The 17,061-nt window shown below is 65.3% G+C and carries 16 protein-coding genes; 12 read left to right on the top strand and 4 right to left on the bottom strand.

Annotated elements, in window-relative coordinates; genetic code table 11:
- Positions 1–14: 14 nt before the first annotated feature.
- A complete protein-coding gene (locus SynRS9907_RS08475) occupies positions 15–770 on the bottom strand; it encodes a 1-acyl-sn-glycerol-3-phosphate acyltransferase (RefSeq protein WP_188020672.1) in 756 nt (251 codons plus the stop codon).
- Between the two features lie 26 nt (positions 771–796).
- On the opposite strand from SynRS9907_RS08475, the gene SynRS9907_RS08470 reads away from it, so the two are divergent.
- The 5 genes from SynRS9907_RS08470 to SynRS9907_RS08450 all read left to right on the top strand — a co-directional run bounded on the left by SynRS9907_RS08470 (position 797) and on the right by SynRS9907_RS08450 (position 6,152).
- Positions 797–1,546, top strand: coding sequence for a pyridoxine 5'-phosphate synthase (locus SynRS9907_RS08470; RefSeq protein WP_188020671.1), 750 nt, complete (start codon positions 797–799; stop codon positions 1,544–1,546).
- Positions 1,543–1,863: an MgPME-cyclase complex family protein gene (locus SynRS9907_RS08465; RefSeq protein ID WP_114987831.1), complete on the top strand. Its 321-nt coding sequence runs from the start codon at positions 1,543–1,545 to the stop codon at positions 1,861–1,863. Before SynRS9907_RS08470 ends, SynRS9907_RS08465 begins: the two co-directional genes overlap by 4 nt.
- Positions 1,863–2,198 carry a hypothetical protein gene (locus SynRS9907_RS08460; protein WP_114987829.1) on the top strand — a complete coding sequence of 112 codons (336 nt, stop codon included), beginning with the start codon at positions 1,863–1,865 and terminating at the stop codon, positions 2,196–2,198. Before SynRS9907_RS08465 ends, SynRS9907_RS08460 begins: the two co-directional genes overlap by 1 nt.
- A 67-nt stretch (positions 2,199–2,265) precedes the next feature.
- Positions 2,266–2,886 carry a metallophosphoesterase gene (locus SynRS9907_RS08455; RefSeq protein WP_188022407.1) on the top strand — a complete coding sequence of 207 codons (621 nt, stop codon included), beginning with the start codon at positions 2,266–2,268 and terminating at the stop codon, positions 2,884–2,886.
- A complete protein-coding gene (locus SynRS9907_RS08450; RefSeq protein WP_188020670.1) occupies positions 2,880–6,152 on the top strand; it encodes an exodeoxyribonuclease V subunit gamma in 3,273 nt (1,090 codons plus the stop codon). The genes SynRS9907_RS08455 and SynRS9907_RS08450 overlap by 7 nt, the downstream gene beginning before the upstream one ends.
- Here SynRS9907_RS08450 and SynRS9907_RS14050 read toward each other — a convergent pair.
- Complete coding sequence (locus SynRS9907_RS14050) at positions 6,149–6,319, bottom strand: hypothetical protein (RefSeq protein WP_006851171.1); 171 nt, start codon at positions 6,317–6,319, stop codon at positions 6,149–6,151. The two genes, SynRS9907_RS08450 and SynRS9907_RS14050, sit on opposite strands and share 4 nt — an antisense overlap.
- 197 nt (positions 6,320–6,516) lie before the next feature.
- Here SynRS9907_RS14050 and SynRS9907_RS08440 point away from each other — a divergent pair, with 197 nt between their 5' ends.
- The 5 genes from SynRS9907_RS08440 to SynRS9907_RS08420 all read left to right on the top strand — a co-directional run bounded on the left by SynRS9907_RS08440 (position 6,517) and on the right by SynRS9907_RS08420 (position 14,263).
- Positions 6,517–10,197: a UvrD-helicase domain-containing protein gene (locus SynRS9907_RS08440; RefSeq protein WP_255445834.1), complete on the top strand. Its 3,681-nt coding sequence runs from the start codon at positions 6,517–6,519 to the stop codon at positions 10,195–10,197.
- Positions 10,194–11,774, top strand: coding sequence for an ATP-dependent RecD-like DNA helicase (locus SynRS9907_RS08435; RefSeq protein WP_188020669.1), 1,581 nt, complete (start codon positions 10,194–10,196; stop codon positions 11,772–11,774). The genes SynRS9907_RS08440 and SynRS9907_RS08435 overlap by 4 nt, the downstream gene beginning before the upstream one ends.
- Positions 11,775–11,787: 13 nt before the next feature.
- Positions 11,788–12,129, top strand: coding sequence for a phosphomannose isomerase type II C-terminal cupin domain (locus SynRS9907_RS08430; protein WP_188020668.1), 342 nt, complete (start codon positions 11,788–11,790; stop codon positions 12,127–12,129).
- 104 nt (positions 12,130–12,233) lie between these two features.
- Positions 12,234–14,015 (top strand): DEAD/DEAH box helicase, encoded by a 1,782-nt coding sequence (locus SynRS9907_RS08425; RefSeq protein WP_115162210.1) that lies wholly within the window; start codon positions 12,234–12,236, stop codon positions 14,013–14,015.
- Positions 14,015–14,263 (top strand): hypothetical protein, encoded by a 249-nt coding sequence (locus SynRS9907_RS08420; protein WP_188020667.1) that lies wholly within the window; start codon positions 14,015–14,017, stop codon positions 14,261–14,263. The genes SynRS9907_RS08425 and SynRS9907_RS08420 overlap by 1 nt, the downstream gene beginning before the upstream one ends.
- Before the next feature lie 21 nt (positions 14,264–14,284).
- On the opposite strand, the gene SynRS9907_RS08415 is transcribed toward SynRS9907_RS08420, so the two are convergent.
- A complete protein-coding gene (locus SynRS9907_RS08415; RefSeq protein ID WP_188020666.1) occupies positions 14,285–14,479 on the bottom strand; it encodes a hypothetical protein in 195 nt (64 codons plus the stop codon).
- 197 nt (positions 14,480–14,676) lie between these two features.
- Between SynRS9907_RS08415 and SynRS9907_RS08410 the strand changes: the two genes are divergently transcribed.
- Positions 14,677–14,961, top strand: a complete 285-nt coding sequence (locus SynRS9907_RS08410) for an RNA-binding protein (protein WP_186510316.1) — start codon at positions 14,677–14,679, stop codon at positions 14,959–14,961.
- Between the two features lie 3 nt (positions 14,962–14,964).
- Here the strand turns inward: SynRS9907_RS08410 and SynRS9907_RS08405 are convergent, their stop codons facing one another.
- The gene (locus SynRS9907_RS08405) at positions 14,965–15,159 is read right to left on the bottom strand and encodes a hypothetical protein (protein ID WP_188020665.1); all 195 of its coding nucleotides are present in this window, start codon (positions 15,157–15,159) and stop codon (positions 14,965–14,967) included.
- 101 nt (positions 15,160–15,260) lie between these two features.
- Here SynRS9907_RS08405 and SynRS9907_RS08400 point away from each other — a divergent pair, with 101 nt between their 5' ends.
- Entirely contained in the window at positions 15,261–17,018 is a 1,758-nt protein-coding gene (locus tag SynRS9907_RS08400; RefSeq protein WP_188020664.1) for an ABC transporter ATP-binding protein, read from the top strand.
- Positions 17,019–17,061: the final 43 nt, after the last annotated feature.

Genomic DNA, 17,061 nt, shown 5'->3' with positions numbered 1-17,061 from the left:
AACGTGGGCGGACTTTAGAAGCTCTGAAGCGGTCGGCCAACGGCAGCACGGGCCGCTTGTTCAGCCGTATGCATCGCCGCAGCGAGTTCGCTGTTGAACTGCCGCGTCGCGTCGCGATCTCCCTTGGCGGGCACGCTGAGCGGTGCCCCGAAACAGAGCGCTGCCCGGCTGAAGGGTCTGGGTGGGGCCTGGCTGTAGCCCAAGCCAACGGGAACCACAGGAACGGAAACGCCGCGGCTCTGGGCCAGTTGGGCCAGACGCACCAGGCCGGGCCGCAGCTCAATCGCCGCATCCTGCCGGTGAATCCTGCCTTCGGGGAACATCACCACTTGCTGTCCGTCGGCCAGCAGGTCGATGGCCAGACGCAGGGTGGTCATCGACGGCCGTCCTTGGTCCACCGGGAAGCAGCCGAGCCGTTGTAGGAACCAGCCCTGCAGCCCCCGCATTTCGGTGGTGGTCACCATGAAGCGGCAGTCGCGTCCACTGACCCGACGGCCAGCGGCCATGGGCAGCATCAGGGCATCCCAGCGGGCGCGGTGTGTCGGTGCCAGCAGCACCGGGCCCTGATGGGGCAGATGCTCTGGGTTGAGCACCAGACGCTCACGGAATTGAAAGCGCAGCGCCAGATCCTGGGTGGTGAACATCGCCAGGGGGGCCCAGAAGCTGTCGATGCCGACACGCAGGCTGTTTTCTCGGGTCGCCAGGGCCGCTTGCAACGGGCTGATCGAATTCGGTGCCTGAGAACCTAAATCCCCCAGGCAAAGCTGCATAGGATCCGGCCAACGACTGCCCCGTCATGGCCAGCCTCGGCGTCAATATCGACCACATCGCCAACATCCGTGAAGCGCGGCGGACCGTCGAGCCAGACCCGGTGTCAATGGCACTGCTGGCCGAACTCGGTGGGGCCGATGGGATCACCGTGCATCTGAGGGAAGACAGGCGTCACATCCAGGATCGGGATGTCGAGTTGCTGCGCCAGACCGTGCGCTCCCGCCTCAACCTGGAAATGGCCGCCACCGACGAGATGGTGGCGATTGCGCTGCGGATCAAGCCCGACATGGTCACCCTGGTGCCGGAACGGCGGGAGGAGGTCACCACTGAGGGGGGCCTGGATGTGGCCGGACAAGAGGCCTCCTTGGGGGGCATGGTGCACACCCTTCAGGCTGCCGGGATACCTGTGAGTCTGTTTGTGGATCCGGAGGCTACCCAGCTCCAGGCTTGCAAAGCCACGGGGGCCTGCTGGGTGGAATTGCACACGGGGCGCTATGCCGATGCCGAGTGGAGCACCCAGCCCAAGGAGCTGGCGCGCTTGCAGGAGGGGACGGCCATCGCCCGGCAGCTCGGTCTGCGGGTCAATGCCGGCCATGGCCTCACCTATCAGAACGTTGAGCCCATCGCGGCCATTCCTGGGATGGAAGAACTCAACATTGGCCACACGATCGTGGCCCGCTCTGTCGCCGTCGGACTGCAACAGGCTGTGCGGGATATGAAGGTCTTGGTTCAGAATCCCCGCCTTGATCCCCTTTTCGGACAGGCGCCCGGATGACCACCTACCACTTCGTTGCAGCCAGCGAGCGCTTCCTCACCGTGGAGGAGCCGTTGGAGGAAGTGCTGCGGGAGCGCCAACGCAACTACGCCGAAACCGGTAAGACCATCGATTTCTGGCTGGTGAAGCAACCGGCTTTCCTGTCTTCCCCTGAGCTGGCTGAGCTCAAGGCAACCATTCCCCAGCCCGCTGCCGCTGTGGTGTCCACCGATCCCACCTTCATCACCTTCCTCAAACTGCGCTTGGAGTACGTGGCTGTGGGGACCTTTGAAGCTCCCTCCGCGGGGATTCCCGATGCCCTTGCCGGTGCCGTCTGATGAATCCCAGTTCCCTTCCGGTTCAGCAGCGCATTGCACTCCTGGTGCAGGCCCTCGATGGTGCGGAGAAAACCAACAAGGCTTTGGCCACCTGTCCCGACGGGGACGCGATGGTGGACATCCTGCTGGGGGCTTCAGCAAAGCTGGGGTTGGGGCTGACCCGCCGTGATCTCACGGAGACGCCGCCGATTCGCGACTGGATCTGGTTCAAGAACAACGATCCTCTGGTCACCGTTGGTGATGCCAAGCCCCGCTACCGCCGGGAAACCCCCGAAAAACCCAAGCCAGACCCGAGCCAACCCAAGGAGCGCAAGCGCTTTCTCGGTTTGTTCTGATCTGCATGCCGGATTCTTGGCGCTGCCTGGCTGAGCATCAGAATTGACGCATCTCCAGGTTGTTGCTTTGAACCTGCACAGCCGCCGGCACTGGGTGATTGGAGATGTGCATGGCTGCCATCAGCCCCTATGCCAACTGCTCGCCACCCTGCCGCCGAACGACCATCTGGTCTTCTGCGGGGATGTGATCAACCGTGGTGAGGCCATTCCCGCCACGATGAATCTGGTCTGGGATCTGGTCCAGGCCGGCCGTGCCACGTGGCTGCGCGGGAACCATGAGCAAGACCTCATTGATGCCCTGGAATCCAGGGACGGCTTGAGTCAGCACGCCACCTATGCCCAGTTGGGTGACAGCAGCGCTCGCCAATGGTTGCCGCGCCTGCAACAGCTTCCGCTCGTCTATCGCGGTGACGGTTGGTGCGCCACCCATGCCGGGTTCGATGCAGCGGGTCAACCGGATCTCTCCATTCGTGATCCCTTCTGGGAGGCCTATGACGGTCGTTTTGGCCAGGTTGTTGTGGGCCATACGCCCCGCCCCCAGGTGGAACGCCTCGGCGAGATCGTTCTGATCGACACCGGTGCGGTCTACGGCGGTTGTTTATCGGCCTACTGCCCGCAAACCGATGCGGTCGTTCAGGTTGAAGGAGCGGCAACCGATGCCGTGCTGGCTGGAGTTGGCCCTTGCTGACGGTTTACCGAAGCAACAGGGCTGAATTTCTGGCTCGCTTGCTCTCCCGTCAGTTGATCGAGCAGCAGCCGGGCCCCCTGGAAACGGTGGAGGTGATGGTCAACACCTGGCCCACCAGCCGATGGTTGGGGGAACAGCTGGCCACGGCCAACGGCATCAGTTCCCTGGTGCGCTTCCCCTTCCCGGGTAGTCGCCTGCGGCAGTTGGTGCGCCAGGTGCTGCATCTCCCCGCGCAGGAGGACGATCCCTGGCGGGCGGGCCAGCTGGTGTGGGCTGTGCTCGAGCTGCTGCCGGAGCTGTTGGAGCAGCCCGTCGCCCAGCCGCTACGGACCTGGCTTACCCAGCGTGAAGGAACCGCCTCGGGGTTGACGCGGGACCGTTGGCAGCTGGCACGCACCATCGCCGATGCCATGGACGATTACGCCCTCTACCGCCCCGATCAACTGGAGCAGTGGAAACGGCCGCGGCCCGATGACGACTGGCAGCCCGTGCTCTGGCGATTGCTGGCCCAACGGCTTCCCCGGGCTCCCTTTGGCCTGCAGGTGCGTGAGGCCGTCGATCGGCTCCGGCGAGGAGACGTTGATCCAGCCCTGCTGCCAGATCGGCTGCGGCTGTTTGGCATCAGTGCTCTCGCACCGGTGCAGGTGGATCTGATTCAGGCCTTGTCCGGTCTGCTGGAGGTGGAGATCTACCTGCTCACCCCGTGTCCGGATCTGTGGCAACGCTGCGGCAGTCGGCGTGCCTCGCTCGGGGATGACTGGCTGGTTCCGCCCGATGGGGGGTGGTTGGCGGAGGCGCCGCGCCTGGAGGCCGTTCTTGGGCGGATGGGTGCCGAATTTCAGCAGTTGCTGGAGGGCTCCGGTGAAGCGCAGCTGGGGGAGCGACGCGAAGGGGATCTGTTTGCAGGTTCTCTGCAGATGGCCGCAGCGGAAGAGCGCCAGCCCACCCTGCTCGATCAGCTTCAGCAGCAGCTGGTGGATGCCGACAGCGTCGCCGCATTGGAGCGTTCCTCCGACGACCAGTCGCTGCTGTTTCAAGCGGCGCCGGGACCTTGGCGGGAGGTGCAACTGGTGCGTGATCGCATCCTGCAGTGGCTGGCGGCCGATCCCGATCTCGCGCCCCGCGATGTGCTGGTGATGACGCCGCAGATTGAGCGCTATGCACCGCTGCTCAGCTCCGTGTTCAACGACACGGCGGCCATCGGTGTCGATTTGCCCTGGCGCCTCACCGACCGCAGTCAGCAGAGCAGTCCGGGGTTGTCGATGGCGATGTTCACGCTGCTGGAGCTGGCGGCCACACGCCTCACCGCCACGGGGCTGGAACGTCTGCTGGCCAATCCGGCCCTGCAGGGCCAGCAGGGACTCACGCCGGAGGAGGCGGTGCTGATCACCCAGACGCTGCAACGCAGCGGTTTTCGCTGGGGCTTGGATGCCCGCGAGCGGGGCGGGGACGAGGTGCACAGCCTGCGTTGGTGTCTCGACCGTTGGCTGCTGGGCCTGGTGCTGCCGGTGGAGCCGGGCCTGGCTCCAGCAGGGGCGGCACCGTTTCAGCAGGAGCTGGATCCCGATCGCCTGGTGCGCTGGTGGACGCTGCTGGACCGTTTGGCGCGGATGCTCGATCGCCTCAGGCAGCCCCGGCCGTGCCATGACTGGGTGCAGCTGCTGCAGACCCTGTTGCAGGAGCTGTTCGCTGAGGGTGGGGCCTGGTCCGATGAGTCGCAGAGCTGGGCGGCGGCCCTTGAGGAGTGGCGATTGCGGGCCCAAGACTGCCCCCTGGACCTCGATGCAGCCGTGGCCTTGGAGGTGCTGCAGGAGGCCTTGTCGGTGGACAGCGGTCGCTTCGGTCACCGCAGTGGCGCCCTCACCATCAGTGCCCTGGAGCCGATGCGGGCGATTCCCCACAAGGTGGTTGTCTTGATGGGCCTCGACAGCGCCGACTTTCCGCGCCCGAGTCGCCGGCCTGGTTTTCACCTGCTCGAGCAGCAACGGCGCCTGGGGGATCCCCGGAGCAGCGACCAGGACCGCTACGTGCTGCTGGAGGCCTTGATGTCGGCACGCCGTCATCTGCTGATCAGCTGGTGCGGGCGGCTAGAGCGCACCGGTGAGCCCCAGCCGCCTGCTGCGCCGGTGGAGCAGTGGCTTGCGGTGCTGCAGGAGCAGTTGCAACGGGCCGGTGCCTCCACGGAGGGGTTGTTGATCACGCCGGCGGCGAACCCCCTCTCCCGTGAGAACTTCCGGCCCGAGGCGCCGCTCAGTTGTGATCGCCGCCAGCTGGAGGCCCGGCGCTGCCTGGATCGTGTTCCGGCCTCGGCCCAGGTCCAGGGGCTGGCTTGGGCATCGCTCTGGCAGCAAGACCTGAACGATGTCGATGTCGATGTCGATGTCGATGACGAGGCAGAGGCCGAGGGACGTGACCGAGACGACCTGGTCTTGGACCCTGAAGCCTTGCTGGCCTGGATGCAGCAGCCCCAGAAGGCCTGGTTGCAGGCACGGGGGTTGCGGCCTGGGGAAGGCATTGAGGCGGTGGAGGATCTCGAGGCGCTCGAGTTGGAGGGCCTGCAGCGCTATCTGCTGCTCAACCACGAGCTTGAGGAGCAGTTCATTCTTGGATCGGCTCCGGATTGGACGGCGTCGCTGGCTGGCCAGGGTGTGTTGCCGGCGGGGGCTGGTGCGGCCCTTGAGCAGGAGGAACTGCAGCAGCGTTGGCAGGCCCTGCAACGGCAGCTGGCATCGCTTGGTCCCTGCCGCCGGGAGGTGCCTGTGCTCGCCGGCCTGCCGATGCCCCTGCTCTACGCCGGTGACACCCAGGTGGTGGTGCAGCCCGGCATGCTCACGGCCGCGGCGGTGATGCGCGGCTGGTTGCAGCACCTGTTGCTGTGCGCTGAGGGATTGGCTCCTGCTGCCGGCTCAGCGGTGGTGGCCCGCAGCACCCGGGTTGCCGGCGCCGAGGTGCACCTGCGCTGGTCGGCGTTGCCGGTGGCTGAAGCCGAGCACCAGCTGCAGCAGCTGGCTCGGCTGGCGCATCAGGGGCTGGAGCGGTGCTGGCCGGTTCCCCCGAAGAGCGGCTGGCAGATGGTGGCCAAAGACCGGCGCAAACCGGGGGAGGGACCGCAGGACTTCCGCAAGATCTGGCAGGAGGAAGGGGCAACCCCGGTGATGCAGCTCTGCTTCGGCACGGAGATTGCTGCGGAGCAATTGATGGATCAGGCCGGATTCCAGGAGGCGTGTCGGCTGCTGTATGGCCCGCTTCTGGCCCAGCTGCGTTAGTCGAACAGCTCGTCGAGCATTTCGCGCATGCGTTCGTTGGAAATCACCATGGGCTCGCCGGCCTGACGGCGGAAGAAGTAGGCCCGATGTTCCTGGTTGATGCTTTCAACAGCGGCGGCTTTGCGCACCAGCAGCTGGGCCAATTTCTGACGACGTTCGGGGGACACAACAGGCCGGTGGCTTTCACCAACGTGTTGGCCTGATGGCCCCGCACCCGCACAAGCCCCTGTTCTCTCAAGGGTTGGGTTGCATCCGTTCACAAGCCAATAAAAAAGCGAGGGTTCTTCAGGCCCCCGCTCAGGTCGTCTTCTGTTCTGGGGTGTGACAACACCCAGTCCAGTTCGCAGCTTTCGCCGGCTGCTTCATGGAAGTTAACACTGGTTTTGAGGCCGAAGTTGAGCAGACTCCATTCATGGCCCAGCGCTTCGTTGCCAACACCTACCCCCTCGGCCCTGGGGTCCGCCTGCTTGAGGCCAGCGCTGGCACCGGCAAAACCTTTGCTCTGGCGCATCTCTGCCTGCGGCTAATCACGGAGGCCGACCACGCCCTCGAAGCGTTGTTGGTGGTGACCTTCACCGATGCGGCGGCCGAAGAGCTGCGCTCCCGCATCGGCCAGCGGCTGCAACAGGCGTTGCAGGGTCTCGAGCAGCTGGAGCAGGGGATGGAGGCTTCCGCTCCAGACCCCGTCCTGGCGGACTGGCTGGTGGGTTCCGAACCAGGGGAGGCGCGTCAGCGGTGGATTCGTCGCTTGCTGGTGGCCCTGGAGCAGTTGGACCGGGCCGACATCACCACCATCCACGGCTTCTGCCGCCGGAGTCTGCGCCGTCTGGCCCTCTGCAACGCTGCGGCCATGGAGCCTCAGCTGGACACCGACGCCACCGCGCTCCAGGCCGAGGTGGTTCAGGACCTGTGGCAACAGGAGCTGCTCAACCTGCCGCCGGATCAGTTCAAGGCGTTGCGTCAACGCGGCCTCTCGCCCCAGACCCTGCGCAGGGGCTTGGCGCAACTCGATGGCGAACAGCAGCCGCGGTTCAGGTCCATTGATGGGGTGATCGATCTCGACCAGCCCCTTGCCCCACAGCTAGAGCACTGGCTTGCGCAGCTCTGGGATGACTTCGTGCCGCTCTGGCAGCGGGACCATGCCGCCCTGGATGCGGGGTTCCGTCAGGCGGCCGAGCAGTGGAAAGCCCAGGGCTGTGGAACCACCACCCCTTATTCGGCCAAGCCCAAGAGCGATCGCTGCGCGCAGATCAACCAGTGGCTGCATGGGCAGACCGCAGTGCCGTCACTGCTGGAGATTGCCGCCCATGAGAAGCCGCTGAAGGAGTACTTCCACCCCGGCAGTTGGTGCAAGGTCGCGCGCAAGTGCGGTGAGACCGACCCCAGCCTGGTGACGCCGGCTCTGCAGGCCGCTGTTGCGGCGCTCTGGGATGCACCGATTGAGCGCACCTGGCAGTACCTGCTGGAGCGGGGTTTGCAGGAGCTGGACCGCCGCCGTCGCCGCCGCGGGGTGATCACCTTTGGCGGCTTGTTGGCTGCCATGGACCCCGGCGATGGCGACGTTGCCTGGCTTGCTCCTCTGCAACAGCGTTATCGGGCGGTGATGGTGGATGAGTTTCAGGACACAGACCCCGTGCAGTGGCGTCTGCTGCAGCGCGCCTTCGGTGGTGGTGAACGCCACCTGCTGCTGATGGTGGGGGATCCCAAGCAGGCGATCTACCGCTTCCGGGGTGGTGATCTGGCCACCTACATGGCAGCGCGGGATCAGGTGGAGCGGATCGATCACCTGCTCGACAACTTCCGCACAACGGCACCGCTGATGGAGGGGTTGAACCGCTTGATGGCTCCGGGGCTCCCCCGATCTGAACTGCCTGTGCCCGCGGTGCAGCCCCGCAGCTCCGCCACCCCACCGCAGGACGCCCCGGCGTTGCAACTGCTGCTGCTCTCCACCGAGGCGCCCTCCAGCCGCAGTGCCCTAGAAGCACAGCTGCCCCAGCGGCTCGCCGCGATGGTGCTGGAGCAACTGCAGCAACGGGACGACCTCACCCCTGCAGATCTCTGCGTGCTGGTGAGTCGTCATCAACAGGCCGAAGACCTGCGCCGCGCCCTTGGGGTCTGCGGACTCCCCACCCGCTTGGTGACTCAGGGGGATGTGCTCGACAGTGAAGCTGCCCTGCTGTTGCAGTGGTTCCTCGATGCCCTGGCGGAACCGGGCGATGACGCTCGCTTGCGTCTGCTGGCCTGCTCGGGACTGATGACCATCGCGCCCGATGCCCTGGAGCCGGCCCTGTTGGATCAGCTGGCGCTGCAGTTGCGCGGTTTGGCTGAGGCGATGCCGCGGTTGGGCCTGCTCGGGGCGCTGGCCGATCTTCTCAAGGGCGAACAGATGGCGGGGCTGTCGGAACGGGGCCGGATGCTGGGGGATCTGCAGCAGGCGGCACGTCTGGTGCAGGAGGCGATGCACCGCCAGGGGCTTGATGTGGCCACCGCTGCGGATTGGTTGCGGAGGGAGCGGTTGCACCCCAGCCAGCCGGTGCCTGAGGCTCGTCAGCCCCACAGCGATCAGGCCGACAGCGCCATCGCCGTGGTCACCGTCCACCGCAGCAAGGGTCTGGAATATCCGGTGGTGATCTGCCCCTACCTCTGGCAGTCCCCCCCAGCCGTATCCGGTCCGCTCTGGCGTGACCCCCGCTCCGGAGAGTGCCTGGTGCGGGTGGATGTCCACTGGGGGGAGGGCTGGCAGGCGGTGCAACAGGCGCAGCGGGAGGCCGCGGCCGAGGCCGAGCGGCTGGCCTATGTGGCGGTGACCCGAGCCCAATCCCAGTTGGTTCTGATCTGGGCCAGGGCCAACGGCCAGGAGGATTCCCCCTTGCCCGCTTGGTTGTTCGGAGCTGAGGCCGCTGGGGATGCGATTGACAGCCTCACCGATGAGCGGCTGAGCCAAGCCCTGGCGGAGCGACAGGTTCCGATCAGCATCGATGGCCTGGTCGAGAGCCTGCCCAGCGGCAAGCGTTGGCGGTCTCCGCTGCGGGCCGAGCCGTTGGCCCTTGGTTCCATTCCCAAGCGGATCGACCGGAGTTGGGGCCGGGCCAGTTATTCGGCCTGGATTGCCTCATCCGACGACGTTCAGCTGCATGAACAGGGTCGTGATCGCGATCCCGGCGCCGAGGAATCGACGTTGGAATCGGCGTTGGAACTGATGGCGGCGAGGGCAGAACCGGCATGGTCCGAGACGGGGCCGCTGGCGGCCTTCCCGCGCGGGGCCGGGGCCGGGGACTGTCTGCACCGGATCCTCGAACAGTTCCCCTTCTCTGCGGCGGAGGCCTCTGAACCCCGCCAACGGCTCGAGCTGATCGCCGCCGAGTTGCGCCGGGCCGGGCTTGATCCCGATCTTCAGAACGATGTGTTGACGGGGTTGGAGCAGGTGTTGCAGACGCCCCTGGGGGGACCGCTGGGTGCGTTATCGCTGGATCGGCTGGGGCCGCACCAGCGCCTGCCCGAACTCAGTTTTGATCTGCCTGTGCAGCACGTGCGCACGGCCGATCTGGTGGCCGCTTTCGGTTGTGATGCCGAGGCCCGTTTTGGCCGCACCTACAGCCCGGCGCTGGCATCGCTCTCGATCAACAGCCGCGGCTTTCTCACCGGCTCGATCGATCTGGTGTTCCAGGACCCACAGCACCAACGCTGGTGGGTCCTCGACTGGAAGAGCAACTGGATCGGTGAACGGCGCACCGGTGCTGAGCCGGGGCTTTGTGGTCCGCATCACTACTCCCAGGAGGCGATGGAGGAGCAGATGTTGCATCACCACTACCCCCTGCAGGCCCACCTCTACCTGGTGGCTCTGCATCGCCATCTGCGTTGGCGGCTGCCGGATTACGACCCGGAGCAGCATCTGGGGGGTTACGTCTACTGCTTCCTGCGGGGGATGCCCGGAGCGGTGAATGCCACCCCGGAAAATGCTGTTGGGCCGGGGCGCATCGTTGAACCCGTGCCGCTCAATCGCATCGCGGCCCTGGATCGAGCCCTGGGGGAGGTGCCGGCGTGACGGAGCTGCTGCCCCAGGGAACCAGCAACGGGCCCTCCAGCTTCACGGCCGGACTCCATGCCGCCCTGCGGCGACGGATCCCGCCCCGGGCTGATGGCCCCGCTTTGGAGGAGCTCAGCCGCGATCTGGTGCTGGCCCTGGAGCAGGGGGAGTTGACGGTGGCGCTGACGCCGGAGCGGCTGGCCGCTGCCCAAGCCAGTGGATGGCTGGAGGGGGATGCCTCCCCCCTGCTGCTTCAGGGTGATCGGCTGGGCTGGCGCCGCTGGTTGCAGGCCATGGAGCAGGTGGTGGCCGAGCTGGTGGAGCGGGCCCATGCTCCGCTTCCCAAACCCGTCGAGGCTGCCGATCCCGAGCTGTCGGATCGTCTCAACGCTGAACAGTGCGCCGCCGTGCGCGCCCTGGATCAGGCCTCGGTTGTGCTGCTCAGCGGTGGTCCGGGCACGGGCAAAACCAGCACGGTGGTGGAGATTCTGGCCCGGGCGGAAGCCCGCCATCCCGGCCTGCGCATCGGTCTGGCGGCCCCCACCGGCAAGGCGGCCCGGCGCCTGGGGGAGGCGGTGATGGCGCAGCGGGCTCCGTTGCCCTGCAGCACCCTCCACCGCTGGTTGGAGGCCGGAAGCCGTGGCTTCGGCAGGCACCGCCAGCGTCCCTTGGAGCTGGATCTGCTGGTGATCGACGAGATGTCGATGCTGGATCTGGCCTTGACCCAGGCTCTGTTGGAGGCGTTGCCCAGTGGTTGCCGGCTGCTGTTGGTGGGGGATCCAGCTCAGTTGCCGCCGGTGGGGAGTGGAGCGGTTTGGCATCGGCTGCAGCAGCCGGACGTGCGCGGTCGTTTCGGTGCCGGCGCCGTGCATTTGGAGCGCACCTACCGCAACCGCGGTGCCCTGGCCCAGGTGGCGCAACAGCTGCGCCAGGGGAATCTGGAGGCCTTTGCAGCGGATCTGGCCGCCATGCCTGAGCAGGCCAATCTTCAGGTGCATCCCTGGCCCCTGCGTCGTTTCCCTGCCTTGGTGCGCCAGCGCTGGATTCAGCGCCTCCAGCAGTTGCAGGCACTGGCGGTTGATCTCGACCGCTGCACCGAGCAGGAGCTGATGGCGGCATCCCGGCCTTTGTTTGCGTTGCTCGAGCAGGACCTGTTGCTCTGTCCACGTCGCCGGGGACCGTGGAGTCTTGATGATGTGCACCGAACGCTGCTGGGGGCCAATGCCGCCGGCAGGGTCGAGCGTTGGCCGATCGGCTTGCCGGTGATCTGCGGCAGCAACCAACCGGAACTGGGCTTGGCCAATGGTGACCTCGGGGTGGTGATCGGGGCAGGCTCTGAACGACGCTTGTTGTTCCAGGTGGTGGATCCGGACGGCCAGCTGCAGGTGCGCCGTTTGCATCCAGCCCGTTTGCGGCGTCTGGAGCCGGCGGTTGCGCTCACCATCCATCGGGCCCAGGGCAGTGAGGCGGATCGGGTGATCGTGCTCTGGCCAGATCCCCTTGAGGATGGCCCGGCTGCAGAACATCAACGCCGATTGCTGTACACAGCCATCACCCGTGCCCGTGCCAGCCTTGATCTGGTGACGCTGATCTGACGCGGGTGGACTGATGCGGGTTGAGCGTCCCTGGGGCTGGTACGAAACGCTGACCCAGGGGGACAACTATTTGGTCAAACGGCTGCTGGTTCGTGCCGGGCAGCAGTTATCCCTGCAGCGGCATCGTCATCGCAGCGAAAGTTGGACCGTTGTGTCCGGCTCGGGGGCTCTGCTCTGCGAAGACACCTGGCACACCGCCAGCGCGGGCGTCATGCTCTCGATCCCCTGCGGCGCTGTGCATCGCGCCCGTGCAGATGGGTCAGATCTGCTGATTCTGGAAGTTCAGCACGGTGATGATCTGCGGGAAGACGACATCGAACGGCTGCAGGATGATTACGGCCGGGTGATAACTTGATTGCCAACCTTTGAAGCGTAGGCAACACAACCAGAGCGCAACTCTTACGTTGCAGGGAGGTTGTGAGCCTGATTTCAGAGATCAATCAGGCGAAGCCACCTTTCATGACTGAACAGCAACAGCAGCGCGACGATTCCGCCTGCGCAGTGGATCTTTCTGCGTCCGACCTGCCGGAATCCAACACCAATGCTGAGGTGTTCACCACCACCATCACTTCGGCTGAACCGGAATCCGGTTTCGCCGGTTTTGGTTTCAGTGAGGCCCTGCTCCGCACCCTGGCGGACAAGGGATACAGCGAACCTTCCCCCATTCAGAAGGCGGCCTTCCCCGAGCTGATGCTCGGCCGCGATCTGGTGGGTCAGGCCCAGACCGGCACCGGCAAAACAGCAGCGTTTGCCCTGCCGTTGCTCGAGCGTCTCGAGAGCGGCCAGAAAACACCCCAGGCCCTCGTGCTCGCCCCCACACGGGAGCTGGCGATGCAGGTGGCCGAATCGTTCAAGGCTTATTCCGCCGGCCATCCCCATCTGAAGGTGCTGGCGGTGTACGGCGGCACCGATTTCCGCTCCCAGATCAGTGCCCTCAGGCGCGGGGTTGATGTGGTGGTGGGCACCCCCGGCCGGGTGATGGACCACATGCGTCAGGGCACGCTCGACACCAGCGGTCTGCGCAGCCTGGTGCTCGATGAAGCGGACGAAATGCTCCGCATGGGCTTCATCGACGATGTGGAGTGGATCCTCGATCAGCTGCCTGAGCAGCGTCAGGTGGTGCTGTTCTCCGCGACGATGCCCCCTGAGATCCGTCGCCTGTCCAAGCGTTATCTCAAGGATCCGGCTGAGGTCACGATCCGCACCAAGGATCAGGAAGGCAAGCGGATCCGTCAGCGTTCGATCACGGTGCCGATGCCGCACAAGCTCGAGGCCCTGCAGCGGGTTCTCGATGCCTGTGGTGGTGAGGGTGTGATCATCTTTGCCCGCACCAAGGCGATCACCCTGACCGTGGCCGAAACCCTTGAGGCCGGTGGCCATCAGGTGGCGGTGCTCAATGGCGACGTTCCCCAGAACCAAAGGGAACGCACCGTGGAGCGGCTGCGCAGTGGATCGGTCGACATCCTGGTGGCCACCGACGTTGCAGCGCGGGGTCTCGATGTGGAGCGCATCGGCCTGGTGATCAACTACGACATGCCGTTCGACAGCGAGGCCTACGTGCACCGCATCGGCCGGACGGGCCGGGCTGGACGCACCGGAGAAGCGGTTCTGTTCGTGACTCCACGGGAACGCCGTTTCATCCGCAACCTCGAGCGCGCCACGGGCCAACCGATCGAAGCGATGGAGGTGCCCGGCAACACGGCCATCAACCAGGGACGGCTGGACCGCCTGCGCAAGCGTTTGAGTGATGCGGCCCAATCCCAACGCCCTGATGCCGATGAAGCGGCCCTGCTCCAGGAGTTGATGCAGCGGGTGGCCACGGAACTTGAGCTCAGCCCCGAGCAGCTGGCCATGGCGGCGCTCAACCTGGCCATCGGCCCCGATGCCCTGCTGCGTAAGGGCGACGACGACTGGATTCAGAACACCCGTCGCAACGACCGCGACCGCGATCGCCATTCAGGCGACCGCCGTGAGCGGCGCGAGCGTCCGGCCCGGGCTCCTGAGGAGAACATGCAGCGCTACCGCGTTGAGGTGGGTCACCGCGATCGGGTCAAACCCGGAAACCTGGTAGGTGCCATCGCCGGCGAGACCGGTCTGCAGGGCCGGATGATCGGCCGCATCCAGATTTTTGACAATCACAGCCTGGTGGATCTTCCCAAGGGCATGCCGGAGGATGTGTTCAACAGCCTTCAACGCCTGCGCGTGATGAACCGCGAACTGCAAATCAGCAAGGCCTCTTGATGCGTGCGCTGCTGGCTGTTGGCCTGCTTTCGGCTCCCCTGGCTGCTTCAGCTTCGGACAACAGCCTGATCACCCAGTTCTGCAAAACGGCCGTCAAGGCCGAGCTTCATAGGGCTGGGACCGTTCCTCCGGAGGGAATGGTGGATGACACCTGCCGTTGTTTCCTCGCCGAGGTGCAGAACGGGGCGGGGATCCAGACGGCCCAGGCCACCTGCAAGGCCAAGGCTGCCGAGACCTACGGCCTCTGATCCCCGGGGATCAAAAAACCGTCAGAGATGGCTCACCTGAACGGTGGCCTCGGGCTGAAGCAGAGCCAATTTCTCCACCACCTGAATCAGCTCGATCTGCTCGCTCGGCGTGGCTTGCCGGATCAAGTTGTTGAGCAGCACAAGCTTGTCCAGCGGATCCAGTTCTCCGTCGGCGGTCCAGGCCAGGGCTTGGAAACAAAGGGTGTCGAATGTCATCTCTCTCCTGCGTCAGGGTCTTCTGACAATGGAGTGGATGGCTCGGTTGCTGGCGAGTCTTCGCAATTGCTTCTTTTTTTTGTGTTGATTCGTGCGACTGCCCTGTAACGTCATCGGGTTCAAGCTTGAGCACTGGCCCCTTCCGAGCTTTCGGAACCAGCTCAAGCGACTGAGCACGTTCAACGGTTCCACGGTCCATGACCATCTACATCGGCAATCTTTCGTTCCAGGCGGAGCAGGAGCACCTCTTCGATCTCTTTAGTGAGTACGGCGAGGTCAAGAACTGCAGCCTGCCCCTGGACCGTGAGACCGGCCGCAAACGCGGTTTCGCCTTCGTTGAAATGGTCAACGATGCCGATGAGCAGAAAGCCATCGACGATCTTCAGGACGTGGAGTGGATGGGCCGCATGATCCGCGTCAGCAAAGCCACCCCTCGGGAGCGCTCCGGCGGCCCCCGTGGTGGAGGCGGTTACCGCGGCTGAGGCTCAGGCCTCGGCCTCCATCAGGTCCAATTCCATTTCACGCAAGCTCAGCCGACGCAGCACGCCATCGCTGTTGTTGGCTGAGCTTTCCTGATGCTCACGGGCGTCCTGGAACTGCGGCAAGACAGCCCGCAGTCCGCGGCGTTTCTGCCGCGCCAGGTAGCGGTGAAAGCGGTTGAACGACCTTGATCGGCTCATGGCACCTCCTTCAGTTGTGGTTCCGTTGTAGTGCGTCTTCAGGGGTGAAAACCGTGTCGGAACGAACCCTCAGGAAAGCTTCAGCAAATCGCTCCCCCTTGATGCGGTTGTTGAGCCATCTGGCGCCGCAGCGCCGCCTGGTGGTGGCAGCGGTGACGTGCTCCCTGATCAACAAGCTGTTCGATCTGGCGCCGCCGATCTTGATCGGCCTGGCCGTTGATGTGGTGTTGCTCAAGGAGCAATCGGTGCTGGCGGGTTTCGGGCTGAGGACCGCCGGCCAGCAACTGTGGGGTCTGGCCCTGCTCACTTTTGTGATCTGGGCGGCGGAGTCGCTGTTCGAGTACCTCTACGACGTGCTCTGGCGCAACCTGGCGCAAACCACCCAGCACAGCCTCAGGCTCGAGGCCTACGACCATCTGCAGAAGCTTGAGCTGGCCTTTTTCGAGCAGGACAGCACCGGTCGCCTGATGGCGGTGCTCAATGACGACATCAACCAGCTCGAACGGTTTCTGGATCGGGGTGCCAACCAGATCCTGCAGTTGATCACCACCGTGCTGGTGGTGGGCATCGGCATGGCGATGGTGGCGCCGGAGGTGGCCCTGTTCGCCTATCTGCCGATTCCGGTGATTGTCTGGGGATCGCTGCATTTCCAACGCCAGCTGGCGCCGCGCTATCGGGAGGTGCGGGCTCGGGCGGGCGACCTCGCCTCCCGGCTTGCCAACAACCTGGGGGGGATGCTCACGATCAAGAGCTTCACCGCTGAGGCTCTGGAACTGGAGCGGCTGCGGGCGGAAAGCCTGGCCTACCGCCAGAGCAATGCCCGGGCGATTCGTCTCTCGGCGGCCTTCATCCCCTTGATTCGCTTCGCGATCCTGTTCGCCTTCCTGGCGATCCTGTTGATCGGCGGTTTCAAGGCCCTGGCCGGGGAGCTGCCGGTGGCCACCTACAGCGTTCTGGTGTTCATCACCCAGCGGCTGCTCTGGCCGCTCACCGCCATTGGCCGCACCCTCGATGAGTACCAGCGCTCGATGGCCTCCACGCAACGGGTGCTCGATCTGATTGACACGCCGGTGTTGATCCAGGGAGGAACGGTGCCGGTGGATCCGCAGCGGCTGCGGGGTGAGATTCGTTTTGAAGCGGTGGATTTCGCCTATGCCGGCCGATCAACGCTGCTGCAGGGCTTCAATCTCACCGTGCCAGCGGGATCGACCCTGGGCATCGTCGGGGCGACGGGGTCTGGCAAGAGCACCGTGGTGAAGCTGCTGTTGCGGCTGTATGAGCGCAATGGCGGGCGCATCTGTCTGGATGGGGTCCCCATCGACACCCTGCAGCTGCAGGACCTGCGCCGCTGCATCGCCTTGGTGAGTCAGGACGTCTACCTCTTCCACGGCACCGTGGCCGAGAACATCGCCTACGGGGTCGCCGATCCCGATCCGGTGGCGATTGAGCAGGCCGCTCGCCTGGCGGAGGCCGCTGGCTTCATCGACGCCTTGCCCCAGGGTTACGACACCCTGGTGGGAGAGCGCGGGCAGCGCCTCTCGGGCGGACAGCGCCAGCGCATCGCTTTGGCCCGCGCCATCCTCAAGGATGCGCCGGTGCTGGTGCTCGATGAAGCCACCGCTGCGGTGGACAACGACACCGAAGCCGCCATCCAGCGTTCCTTGGCACAGATCACCCAGCAGCGCACCACCGTGGTGATCGCCCACCGGCTCAGCACGGTGCGCCATGCCGATTGGATTGTGGTGATGGACCAGGGCCGGATTGTGGAGCAGGGCAGCCACGACAGCCTTGTGGCCCAGGGCGGGATCTACACCAACCTCTGGCAGGTGCAGGCCGGCGAAGGGCTTATCGCTTCCTGAAGCAGCTGTTGTTGCCGGCAGATCCCGCGACCATGCTGGGTCC

It is taken from the genome of Synechococcus sp. RS9907 (genome assembly GCF_014279615.1).
In the GTDB taxonomy this organism is placed as follows: domain Bacteria; phylum Cyanobacteriota; class Cyanobacteriia; order PCC-6307; family Cyanobiaceae; genus Parasynechococcus.
The sequence above is the reverse complement of the archived record's forward strand: the minus strand, read 5'-3'. Positions and strand labels throughout refer to the sequence as shown.

Excerpts from the sequence above, each read along its gene's own strand:
- SynRS9907_RS08400 (WP_188020664.1), top strand. The coding sequence starts at position 15,261 with ATGCGGTTGTTGAGCCATCTGGCGCCGCAGCGCCGCCTGGTGGTGGCA.
- SynRS9907_RS08405 (WP_188020665.1), bottom strand. The coding sequence starts at position 15,159 with ATGAGCCGATCAAGGTCGTTCAACCGCTTTCACCGCTACCTGGCGCGG.
- SynRS9907_RS08410 (WP_186510316.1), top strand. The coding sequence starts at position 14,677 with ATGACCATCTACATCGGCAATCTTTCGTTCCAGGCGGAGCAGGAGCAC.
- SynRS9907_RS08460 (WP_114987829.1), top strand. The coding sequence starts at position 1,863 with ATGAATCCCAGTTCCCTTCCGGTTCAGCAGCGCATTGCACTCCTGGTG.
- SynRS9907_RS08425 (WP_115162210.1), top strand. The coding sequence starts at position 12,234 with ATGACTGAACAGCAACAGCAGCGCGACGATTCCGCCTGCGCAGTGGAT.
- SynRS9907_RS08415 (WP_188020666.1), bottom strand. The coding sequence starts at position 14,479 with ATGACATTCGACACCCTTTGTTTCCAAGCCCTGGCCTGGACCGCCGAC.
- SynRS9907_RS08420 (WP_188020667.1), top strand. The coding sequence starts at position 14,015 with ATGCGTGCGCTGCTGGCTGTTGGCCTGCTTTCGGCTCCCCTGGCTGCT.
- SynRS9907_RS08470 (WP_188020671.1), top strand. The coding sequence starts at position 797 with ATGGCCAGCCTCGGCGTCAATATCGACCACATCGCCAACATCCGTGAA.
- SynRS9907_RS08430 (WP_188020668.1), top strand. The coding sequence starts at position 11,788 with ATGCGGGTTGAGCGTCCCTGGGGCTGGTACGAAACGCTGACCCAGGGG.
- SynRS9907_RS08475 (WP_188020672.1), bottom strand. The coding sequence starts at position 770 with ATGCAGCTTTGCCTGGGGGATTTAGGTTCTCAGGCACCGAATTCGATC.
- SynRS9907_RS08465 (WP_114987831.1), top strand. The coding sequence starts at position 1,543 with ATGACCACCTACCACTTCGTTGCAGCCAGCGAGCGCTTCCTCACCGTG.
- SynRS9907_RS08440 (WP_255445834.1), top strand. The coding sequence starts at position 6,517 with ATGGAAGTTAACACTGGTTTTGAGGCCGAAGTTGAGCAGACTCCATTC.